The organism is Streptomyces sp. RB17 (genome assembly GCF_009604455.1).
Lineage (GTDB): Bacteria > Actinomycetota > Actinomycetes > Streptomycetales > Streptomycetaceae > Streptomyces.
Genome location: NZ_WEGL01000011.1, coordinates 50,109 through 61,730, shown reverse-complemented (window position 1 = coordinate 61,730; position 11,622 = coordinate 50,109). Strand labels below are relative to the sequence as shown.

The 11,622-nt window shown below is 70.3% G+C and carries 4 protein-coding genes; 2 read left to right on the top strand and 2 right to left on the bottom strand.

The window, feature by feature from the left end:
* Nucleotides 1-12 precede the first annotated feature (12 nt).
* Nucleotides 13-1,041, bottom strand: a complete 1,029-nt coding sequence (locus tag SRB17_RS38100; protein WP_323377115.1) for an IS110 family transposase — start codon at nucleotides 1,039-1,041, stop codon at nucleotides 13-15.
* 1,169 nt (nucleotides 1,042-2,210) lie between these two features.
* Between SRB17_RS38100 and SRB17_RS38095 the strand changes: the two genes are divergently transcribed.
* Together SRB17_RS38095 and SRB17_RS38090 are read left to right on the top strand one after the other, a co-directional pair.
* Nucleotides 2,211-3,401, top strand: coding sequence for an SDR family oxidoreductase (locus SRB17_RS38095; protein WP_153545701.1), 1,191 nt, complete (start codon nucleotides 2,211-2,213; stop codon nucleotides 3,399-3,401).
* 87 nt (nucleotides 3,402-3,488) lie between these two features.
* Nucleotides 3,489-10,898 carry a type I polyketide synthase gene (locus SRB17_RS38090; RefSeq protein WP_228396505.1) on the top strand — a complete coding sequence of 2,470 codons (7,410 nt, stop codon included), beginning with the start codon at nucleotides 3,489-3,491 and terminating at the stop codon, nucleotides 10,896-10,898.
* Nucleotides 10,899-11,087: 189 nt separating this feature from the next.
* Here SRB17_RS38090 and SRB17_RS38085 read toward each other — a convergent pair whose 3' ends face one another.
* Nucleotides 11,088-11,600 carry an ABC transporter transmembrane domain-containing protein gene (locus tag SRB17_RS38085; RefSeq protein ID WP_194294258.1) on the bottom strand — a complete coding sequence of 171 codons (513 nt, stop codon included), beginning with the start codon at nucleotides 11,598-11,600 and terminating at the stop codon, nucleotides 11,088-11,090.
* Nucleotides 11,601-11,622: the final 22 nt, after the last annotated feature.

Genomic DNA, 11,622 nt, shown 5'->3' with positions numbered 1-11,622 from the left:
TCACGGACGCCCCTATAACGCGGGATCGGTAGATACTGTCCTGACCAGGTTGAAGACCTCTCGGGCGGCATATCGCTTGAGGCATCGGATGATCTCACGCCGGGTCTTGCCCTCCTGGGTGCGGCGTTCGTAGTACGCCTGGGTGCGCGGGTCGTGGCGCAGGCGGGTGAACACGATGCGGTGCAGGGCGGCGTTCGCCTGCCGGTCGCCGCCGCAGTTGAGCCGGCGCGTGCTCCGACGGCCCGACGAATACTCGACGGGGCTGACTCCGCAAAGCGCAGCAAAGGACGCCTCAGTGTTCAGCCGCTCGGGGTTGTCTCCCATAGTGATCAGCAAGGTGACTGCGCTGTCCGGGCCGATGCCCACCGGCACGAGCAGCTGTGGGGCATGGTGTTCGACGAGCTGGGTCAGGCATTGGTTCAGCTCATTGATCTGCCCGGTGAGCTGTTCAATCCGCTCCGCGAGCATTCTCAGAGTCATATGGGTGGCCTGGACCACCACGTTCTCGCCCTTCTCGCCGTCGCCTGGCCCGAGGCGTGCGCAGGTGCGGAACAGCTCGCGGTTGCCCAGGCTGGACAGCCGTTCCCGCAGTGCGGAATCGGCGATGACCAGGACGGCTTTGAGCTGGTTGATCGCCTGGGTACGGGCCTTGACCGCGGAGTCCTTGGCGAGCTTGAAGATCCGGGCGCTGTGCACCGGTCCGTCGCCGGACTTGGCCCGGGCCCGGGCGCGGCCACTGAGCACAGCTCGAGCAGCGGCCTGAGCGTCGAGCGGGTCCGACTTCCCGAGCAGTCGGCGGGCTGACCGGTCGGGCCGATTCACTTCGAAGACCTGAACCTGCTGGGCCAGCAGGTAGCGGGACAGGCCCGCGCCGAACGTGCCGGTACCCTCTACCCCCGCTCGACGCACCGTCCCCCGCTTACGGGCCCACACAAGCATCTGCCGGTAGCCGGCCGCCGTCGCCGGGAAGGACTCGGTTCCCAGAACCTTCCCCAGCGGGGAGATCACGGCGGCGACATGCACCTCGCCGTGCGTGTCCACGCCCAGGACGATCTCGCGCCGAACGGGCGGATCCGTGCTCGATGAGGTGCTGCGCTGTTGGGTCGTCACGATGGTTCGCCTCCCACATGCTGACGTGCTGGCTAGGGTGAATGGCACCGGCCTGCTGGGGCGGTCTGAACCGTGATGGCGCCTGAACTCGGCAAGACCCCTATCGGGACACGCCCTGTGGCTCGGTGGCAGGCAGCATCCCGCAACGGCAGTCGACAGGTCCGTGACTGGACACTTCGGTCATAGATCTCACGAGTCAGACCCCCGCCCGGGACGGCACTGCGCAACCGTGCCATCGATCCCGGCGCACCGGTACGTCCGACCACAACCGGATGGCTTTTCGCCCGAACCAATGCCCAACCTGGCCGAAGCAGGCTGATGATGAGTTGACTCCCGGCCCACTCGTGACCGGCCGTGGCGGACAGCCGTCCGGCCCGCCTTACGGTCGCCTTTCATCGAGCATCGCTCGGAGCATCGAACGAGTGTCACGGTCCGGCCTGCCCGCACTCCCACGGACCGCGCTGAAAGGAAGCCTCCGCTGGACCGGTGATGTGTTCGCTCACTGGGACGCGGGCCGCCTGGTGCCATCGGCATGGGTGCGGGCCTCATCGAGGAGCTGACGGAGTCCGGCGAGGGTTGGCGCGACGGCGGTGGCGAGGAGCGCAACGTCGTCGGCGAGGGGCGACAGCACAGCAGTGCCCTCGTAGTGGGTCGCCGAGGAGCAGGGGTGCCGGTGGCGGGTCGAGGTCGGGGGTGACGAGGAGGAGTTGGCCTGTCGCGCGGTGGCGGCCCAGTACGGCGGGTCCGTCCCATGCGGGGGCCCGCGGGCCGTAGACGGTCTGCTGGTCCAGGGTTGTACTGTCGGCGCGGAGCACGGTCAGCCGTGTGGCCACGTGGCCCGGGGGTTCGGCGGAGCGTCCGAGGAGCTGTTCTTCGCGCAGGAGCAGGTGGGACGTCTTGCACCGGGTGCTCGGGTACGACCTGACCTTCATGGAACCCATAGCCGCGCGCAGCATCGACGGCCTCACCGAACGTCTCTCCCGCGCCCTGCACCGGGCATCCTGAACAGACAAGGCACCGCACACGGCCGAACGCTGAAGCTGTAACTCACGTGAACGGAGACAGATAGCAATGCGATGCCAATTGGGCAGTATTTTTGGATGATTACTCTGCGTTTTGATCTTTCTTACGCATTCGTCCATGCTGACGCTGTGACCGTTTTGATTACGGGTGCCACCGGGTTCGTAGGTTCGCGTATCGCCCATGCCCTGCTGACGACGCGGGACCAGCGTGTGATCGCGTTGGGCCGGGGTGACCTTGTCGCCCTGCGGCGACGGGTCGTGGCCGCGGTCAGCGTGCACGGCGATATGGGCGCCGATGCGCTGCGGCGGCTGCAATGCGTCACGGGTGATGTGACGCTGCCGTGGTTGGGGTTGTCGCCCGGGATGCACACACGGCTGGCGGATCAGGTCGATGCCGTATGGCACTGTGCGGGTGACATCGCGCTGGCGGGTGAGCGGGACCGGCTCTTTCGGGTGAATGCCCACGGTACGGCCCAGGTGCTCGCCTTCGTCGACCGGACCCGGCCAGGCTGCCGCCTGGTGCACGTGAGCACGATGGCGGTTGCCGGGGACCGGCCCGCCGGTGTGGTGCGCGAAGACGACCTCACCGACGCTCATGGTTTCGTGACGCATTACGACGCCTCCAAGTACGAGGCGGAGCAACTGGTCCGCGGTTGGAGTGCTGATCGTGGCCGTCCGGCGGTGGTGCTGCGGCCCGGCGTCGTCGCCAGTGACCGACCGCTGCCGGAGACTGCGGCCGGGCACCCTCTGGCGCTGCTGGGGCGCATGATCGAGGCTGTTGCCAGCGGCGGGGCCCCCGGTATCCCGGCCGTTGCTGAACGTTCCTCCGGTGCACAAGTCCGGCTGAGGCTGGAGGCGTCTTCCTCCGCAACGTTCAACATCGTGCCGAGTGACTACGCGACGGAAGCGATGGTCCGCATCGGACACGACACACCTCATGAGCGTGCTGCGGTGCACACCTACCACATCGTGCATCACACGCCCACACGGCTGGCAGACCTGCTCAGCGCCTTCGAGGACCACTACCCCGGTCTTCGGCTGGAGTGTGCGGAGCGCTTCGATGACGCCACACCGGCCGAGCAGTTCATCGCCACGCATCTCACCGGGTTCCTCAGCTACTGCCGCCTTCAGCACACCTTCGACCGCACCCGTACCCTGACCGCCACCCCCGGCCTGCCCGAGCCCGCCCCACTCGGGGCGCCGTTCCTCAAGCGGGCGCTCGGGTTCGAAACCCGCCCGGCCGGCAGCCCGGCCATGAGTGCCTCCTGACCCACCGCCCTCCCACCGGCTCTGGAGGCTTGCCCCCACACGTAAGCGCTCCGACTCGCCACCTCTCCGTCTCTGCCTGGAGCACCGTTGTCTCTGCGTACGTCCATGCTGTCCGAGGACGCCATTGCCGTAGTGGGTTCCGCCTGTCGGCTGCCCGGCGGGATTCATCATCTGGACGACCTGTGGGCGGCCCTGGCAACCGGCGCCGACCTGGTGACCGAGGTACCCCCGGACCGCTTTCCGGTCGCGGACTTTGTCGACTCCAGCCGCCGTCCGGGCCAGTCGTACACCGCGGCGGGTGGATTCCTCGACGACGTGTCCGGATTCGACACCTCCTTCTTCACCGGCATCTCGCCGAGGGAAGCGGCCCAGATGGACCCGCAGCAGCGGTTGCTGCTGGAGATGACCGTGGAAGCACTGGACGACGCCGGTGCCGACGCCGCGGCACTGGAAGGCTCGGACACGGCGGTGTTCATCGGCTGCTCAAGCCGTGACTACGGCGAACTGCAGTCGGCCTCACCGGAGTCGGGGAACGCCTACACCATGTCGGGGATGGCTGGCGCCATCGTCGCGAACCGGTTGTCGCACTACTTCGACTGGCACGGGCAGAGCGTGACGGTCGACACCGCCTGTTCCTCCGCCCTGACCGCCGTGCACCAGGCATGCGAACACCTGCGGGGCGGGCACGCTCGCGTCGCCGTCGCGGGCGGTGTCACCGTCCTCCTCAACCCTCATATCTTCTCCGGCTTCTGCAACGCCTCCATGCTGTCGCTGACGGGACGTTGCCGCCCCTTCTCCGCACAGGCCGATGGCTTCACCCGCGCGGAAGGCGGCGGACTGGTCCTGCTCAAGCGGCTGGCCGACGCCCGCGCCGACGGAGACCGCGTCCACGCGGTGATCGTTTCCAGCGGCGTGAATAACGACGGCCGTACTCCCGGCCTGGCGCTCCCCAGCAGCGCCGCGCAGGAGGCGCTGTTGCGCCAGGTGTACGAGAGGGCCGGGCTGGTGCCCGACGACGTCGCCTACCTGGAGGCACACGGTACCGGCACCCCGGCGGGGGACCCCCTGGAGGTCGAGGCGATCGGCCGGGCTCTGGGCGTCGGCCGCAACCGGGGCCCCCTTCCGATCGGGTCGGTGAAGAGCAACCTCGGTCATTCGGAAGCCGCCGCCGGCATGTCGGGGTTGTTCAAGGCCCTGCTGGTCCTCAAGCACCGCCGGATTCCACCGACCCTGCACGCCGGACAACTCAACCCCGCCATCCCCTTCGACGAGCTGAACGTGCGGCCGGTCACGCGGCTGGAACAGCTCGACGGGCCCGGCGCGGTCGTGGCCGGGGTGAACTCGTTCGGTTTTGGCGGCGCCAACGCCCACCTCGTCGTGGCCGCCTGTCCCTCTGACGATGTCGGGCCGAAGCCCAGGCCACGCGCAGTGCCGGTGGTGGTGTCCGCCCGGACGCCGGCCGCACTGGCGCAGGCGAGCCAGCGGATGGCGGAGCACCTCCAGTTCGCTGACGATGACCTCTACGACGTCGCCTACACCTCGACGCAGCGCCGCACCCGCCATGAGCACACCGCCTGCGTCTGGGCCGAGAATGCGTCACAGGCGGCCGAGGCCCTGCTGCAACTCGCGGGAGGCGATCAGCCCGAAGCGGCCGCCGACTCCGTACGAGCCGCCCCCGGCCGGGTGGCGTTTGTCTTCGACGGCAACGGGTCGCAGTGGGCCGGCATGGGTGCCGACCTGCTGGACGAGCCGGTCTTCGCCTCCGCCATCGACGAGGTCGACGCGTGCCTGCGGCCTCATCTGAGCTGGTCGGTGCGTCAACGGCTCGCGGCCGGTTCACCGGATCTGGAGCACACCGAAATCGCTCAGCCGTTGCTGTTCGCCGTGCAGGTGGGGCTCGTCCGGCTTTTGTCGGCACGGGGCATCGAGCCGGACGCGGTCGTCGGCCACAGCATCGGGGAGATCGCCGCGGCGTACGTCGCCGGCTGTCTCGATCTGGAGCAGGCGTGCCGTGTCGTGGCGGTGCGCAGCCGTGCGCAGGCGGCGACGGCCGGCAGTGGCCGTATGGCCGCGGTCGGCCTGAGCCGCGAGGAAGCCACCAAGGAGCTGGCGGCCTTCCACGGACGCCTCGAGATCGCCGGGGTCAACAGTCCCGGTGACGTCACCATCGCAGGAGACGCCGTCACGCTGGCGGAACTGGGCCGGCAGCTCACGGCTCGCGATGTGTTCTTCCGCGTCCTGGACCTCGACTACGCCTTCCACTCACGGCACATGGAGCCCGTGCGCGAGGAAGTCGCGGACCACCTGCGCACTCTGCGCCCGCGCCAGGGCCGCTTGATGTTCGCCTCCACGGTGACGGGCACGCTCCTGACGGGGCAACGGCTCGACGCGGACTACTGGTGGCAGAACGTGCGGGAACCCGTGCTGTTCTCCGACGCCGTACGGGCACTGGCCGGCGAGAACTGCACCCACTTCGTCGAAGTCGGCCCCCACCCCGTCCTGTCCACCTACCTGAAGCGGCTGCTGCCCGGCCACGTCGGTGCGCACACCACACTGCGCCGCGACACCCACGGCCCCACTGCACTGCGCCGCGCCACCGCCGCAATCATCGCCGCCGGAGCCCCCACCAGCGCACAGTGCTTCCCCCGGCCCGGCAAGGTCGTGTCCCTGCCCGGGTACCCGTGGCAGCGCGAGCGGCACTGGAGCGGAACGCCCGACTGGTGGGTCACCGTCCCCCAGGACAAAACCCTGGTGCATCCCCTGCTGGGCCGCCGGGCGGCTGTCGCAGAGCCCACCTGGCACCAGCAGCTCACCCGCACCCGGGTGCCCTGGCTGGCCGACCACCAGGTCGGGACGAACGTCGTCATGCCGGCGACCGCCTACCTGGAGGCCGCGCTGGCGGCGGGCCGCGCCGGACTGGGCACACGGTGTGAGGTCACCGACCTCGATGTGCTCAGGCCCATGACGCTGCCGCGCTCCGACGACCCGGCCTCGATGTCGATCCAGACGTCGCTGTCCGTCGAGGACGGCATCGTGCTCATCGCTTCCCGCACCGATGCCGCCGCGCAGTGGACACCGCACGCCCGAGGCCGCGTCCGCCGTCTCACCGTCCCCGCTCCGGCGCCGCTCGGTCAACGAGGCGACGGCACAGTGGTCGAGGCCGCCGTGCACTACCAGCACGCCGCCCGGGCGGGCCTGTCGTACGGCCCGGCGTTCCAGGTCCTGACCGGCCTGAACGTGTCCGACACGGAGGCCACCGCGACCTACCGCCTGCCGGCGCTGCCCACATCGGACGGCGCCGACTTCGAGGCGCACCCGGTGATCTGCGACGGCGCGCTCCAAGCAGCCGCCCCGCTCCTCGCCCAGGTCGCCGGCGGCCGCATGTTCCTGCCCACCGCGATCGGGTCCGCCCGCGTATGGCGGCGTCCCCCGGCAGACGGCCTGATCCACGTGACACTGCGCCACCTCACGGGGGTGGACGCCGTCGTCGACGTGACCGTGACCCAAGAGGACGGCACCATCGCCGTCCAACTGTCGGGCTGCCGCCTGCACGCCGTTTCCACCCGGGACGAGGTGCAGGAACTGGCGACCGTGCTGCGGTACGCGCCCCGCTCGGGCCGGTCCCAGGTCACGACTCCCGCGCCTTTGCCCGACCCGGCGCGCACAGTGGCCGCCACGGCCCCTGCTCGGGCCGCCTTCGAGGAGGAGCAGGCCGACGACTACCGCCGCTTCGCACCCATGGTGAAGACCACGGCCGGGCACTACGCAGCCGCCGCCTTCGGCGCTCTCCTACCGGGCAAGGACCACTTCCGGCTGCGCGACCTGCTGGAAGCGGGACTGCGACCGCACTACGCCCCCTACGCGCGCCTGCTGGCCGGGCTCGCGACCCGGGCCGGCCTCCTGGAGCACCTGCCCGCCCAGGCCACCGGAGAGGACAGCTGGCACCTCACCGGAGCGGAACCCGCCCCGGAAGCACACCTGCGACAGTGCGCGGAGCGCTTCCCCCAGTGGATCACCGCCATCGCCCTGTACTCCCGCTGCGGCACCCATCTGACCGACATCCTCACCGGCCGCACCGACGCCCGCGACGTGCTGTTCAACGAGGCCGACCGCCACCTGGTGGAAGCCTTCTACGCCGACACCCCGCAGATGCGCGCTCACAGCCATTACGCCCGCCTCGTCCTGGAGGAAGCGCTGCGCACCTGGCCGGCCGACCGTCCCCTGCGCATCCTGGAGGTCGGCGCCGGCACCGGCGGCCTGACCACAGCACTGCTCCCCGTGCTCCCGAGGCACCTGACCCGTTACACCTTCACCGACATCACGGCGGCCTTCTTCCCCCGCGCACAGGCCCGGTTCGCTGACTACGACTTCCTGGACTTCCGCACGCTCGACCTCAACAGCGACTTGGACGAACAAGGCTTCCAGCCCGGCTCCTTCGACCTGATCGTGGCCGCGAACGTGCTGCACGCCACCACGGACCTGCGCGCCACCTGCACACGCCTCGCCCAGTTGCTCGACACCGGCGGACAGCTGCTGGCAGTGGAGAGCCACGACGAGGAAATCCTCGGCCCCTGCTTCGGACTCCTGCCCGAGTACTGGTCCTTCACCGACGAGCAGCTACGCACCAGTCCCCTGCTGCCACGAGCCGCATGGGCACCTCTGCTCTCCGAGTGCGGTTTCGACGAAATCGTCGACACCGGAAGCGGCCAAACCGAAACCGCGGAGGACTACTGCCTGCTCCTCGCCCGCAGGCACACCTCACCGGCAGCCCGCGCGCACAACGAACCACCGGCCACCGACGCGCCGGCTCTCCGGACCGGCGAGCCCTGGACGATCGTCACCGACGCCGCCGGCAGGCCCCTGGGCACCGCCTTGACCACGGCCCTCACAGCCGCCGGAGCCGATGCCACCCTCGCCTCCGTGCCCGGCACAACGGACAGGTGGCCCGAGTCGCTCACCGACCAGGCGTCGCCACGCATCGTGTTGCTCCTCGGCCCCGACCAACAGCAAGACGACGCCGACGTCATCACCAAGGCCGCTGGTGCCATGAAAGCCGCGGCAGCCACGGTCGCCGCAGCGGGCCAGGCCGACCCCGAGCTGTGGCTGGTCACCCCGCCGACCGGTCTACACCCCGTTCCCGCAGACACCGGCGCCAGCCCATGGGCCGCGGCGGTATGGGGCATCGGCCGGGTTGTCGCCAACGAGCACCCCACCGTGACCGTACGCCGAATCAGCCTCTCCCCTTGCCGCGATCACACATCCGACGCCGCACGACTCCTCGCCGAACTCCTCGAACCGGGTGAGGACGACGAAGTGGTACTGGAGGCCCAAGGGCGCTTCACCCCTCGCGTGCGAGCCCTGCCGACCGCCACCCGTCAGGCAGGTCCCCACGACGCCTACCGGCTGAAGCTGAGCCGTCCCGGCCGGGGCCACCAGCTGACCTGGGCGCCGCACCCGGCGGAACGCCCCGGCGCGGGCGAGGTGGTCGTGGGCGTCAAGGCCGCCGCACTCAACTACCGCGACGTGATGCTCGCCGAAGGCATGCTGCCACCCGGCGCCGAACCGGCCACTCCCACCGGACCACTCCTCGGCCTGGAGTGCGCCGGCGTCATCACCGCCGTCGGACCGGACGTCACCGACTGGTCGGTGGGCGACCGCGTGTTCGCCTTCGCCCACGGCGCCTTCGCCTCCCACGTGCGCGTACGCACCCAACAGGCCGGCCGGATCCCCGACCACATGACCTTCGAGCAGGCGGCGACCCTGCCCGCCGTCCACCTCACCGTCCAGCACAGCCTGGAAACGCTCGCCCGTCTGCGGGCCGGTGACACGGTGCTGGTGCACGGCGGCGCCGGCGGCATCGGTCTGGCCGCCCTGATGTACGCCCGCAACGTCGGCGCCCGCCTGATCGCCACCGCGGGCACCCCGGCCAAGCGCGACCTGCTGCATGCCCTGGGCGCCGACGCGGTCTGCAACTCCCGCGACCTCTCCTTCGGCCACCGGATCCGCGAACTGACCAACGGTCAGGGCGTCGACGTCGTCCTGAACTCCCTGGCCGGCGAAGCCATCGCGCGCAGCCTCGAATGCCTGAAGCCCGGCGGCCGGTTCATCGAGCTGGGCAAGCGCGACATCTACGCCAACTCCCCGCTGCTCCTCCGCCCCTTCCGGGACAACCTGGCCTACTTCGGCGTCGACATCACCCGGCTCATCGCGGACGCCCCCGCACAGGCCGCGGCCGCCTTTCGCACGCTCACAGACCGCGTCACCGACGGCACCTACCGGCCCCTGCCCCACCAGAGCTACCCGGCATCCCGCATCCGCGACGCCTTCAGCGCACTGCGCCACTCCCGCCACCTGGGCAAGGTCGTCGTCTCCTTCACCGACAGCCTGCCCATCCCCGTCGAAGACCCGCGTCCCGTGCCGCACCTCGACGCCGACGCGACCTACCTGGTGACCGGCGGGCTGAGCGGGCTGGGCGCGACGACCGCCCGCCACCTGGCCGCCCGGGGCGCCCGCCACCTGGCCCTCGTCTCCCGCCGCGGCGCCAAGGCTCCGGAAGCCGCGGGCCTGCTCGCCGACCTCGAACGCGCCGGCGTGACCACCCAGGTGCACGCGGCGGACATCACCGAGCGCGAGGCCGTCCGGGCGGTCATCACGGAAGCGGACCGGCACGGCCGTCCGGTGCGCGGCATCGTGCACGCCGCCATGCACCTGGACGACGCCCCGCTGACCGACCTCACCGCCAAGCGCTTCGCCGCCGTCCTAGCGCCCAAGGTGCGCGGCTCCGAGGTGCTTCACGCGCTCACCGAGGACCGTGACCTCGACTTCTTCGTCACCTACTCCTCCGTCGCCGCTCTGGTCGGCAACCAGCACCAGGCGCCCTACGCGGCCGCCAACCTGTACATGGAAGCGCTGATGCGCTCACGGCGCGACCGGGGACGACCGGGTCTCTCACTGGCCTGGGGCGGCATCTCCGAGACCGGATACGTCGCGCGGACGAACATGACCGAAACCATCACCCGTTCCGGCATCGGGCTGATCACTCCGGCCATGGCCCTGACCGCACTCGACCGGCATCTGAGCCGTTCCGAGGGTCATGCAGCCGTCGGCGTCATGGACTGGGAACGCCTCACGCACCTGCTCCCGGCGCTCACCGTGCCCAGGTTCTCCGCCCAACTGGGCCACCAGGGCAGCCGGGTACAACGTGCCCAGGCCCATGACCTGCGCCAGCGTCTCAAGGCCGCCGAAGGTGACCAGGCTCGCCTCGAACTGATCACCGGGACACTCGTCGAAGCCACCGCGCACATCCTGCAAACCACCCCGGACCGCGTGGACCCTTCCGCCAACCTGGTCGACCTTGGACTGGACTCGCTGATGGGCGCCGAGCTGAAAGTGGCCCTGGAGCAGACCTTCGGTTGCGAACTGTCCCTCATGGAACTGATGGCCGCAGCGACCATCGACGGCATCGCTCACCGCATCCATCGCGTCATGCCCAAGTAGCGGCACCGCCGGCTCAGGCCCTGGACCGCAGCACTCGCGCCCCGCTACGACGTCTGCACGGAGTAGTGCCGGGTCGCGGGTGCTGCACCAGAGGCGGACGGACGCCTCTGCGGTCAGAGGCCGCCGCGCTTGGCAGGGAAGGCGGTCAGCCTGCCCACGACGGTGTCCGGGTCGTATGTCCTCACCAGATCAACGGGCTCGACGAGTTCGTAGAGATCGCCCCGGGGCGGGAACATCGACCAAGAGGAACGTCCCAACAGTCACCAGGGCGAGCTGGGGATCCAGGCAGGTCATTGCCGTCAGGACGGCCAGGACGCCGAAGGCGGCCGCCGGGACGTGCACCAGACCGCTTTCCAGCGCCGCGCGGACCTGGCCGGTGTCATGGACGATCCGGGCGGTGAGGTCGCCCGCTCCCCGCGCCCGGACGTCGGCGAGGGGCAGACGCAGCGTGTGGGCGACCCGCGCCCGCAGGCCCCGTGCGACGCTCTCCCTAGCGGGGGCCAGCATCCAGCCGCAGCCGGCCTGAGCGGCGGACGCCGCCAGCGTCAGACAGGTCAGGGCGGTGAGGGCGCCGGCGACCGGTTCGCGGCGGACGAGTGCGGTCACCACCGCGCTGATCGTCCACGGCAGGGCGAGGAGGCTGCCCGTCGAACACCAGGCGAGCGCGGCGGCGACGGCGAACCTGGCGCGGCTGCCGTGCACGAGGCCGACCGTCTTCAGGCCG

Bases quoted from the DNA above. Each gene is read 5' to 3' on its own strand.
- SRB17_RS38095 (WP_153545701.1), top strand. From the start codon at position 2,211: ATGATTACTCTGCGTTTTGATCTTTCTTACGCATTCGTCCATGCTGAC.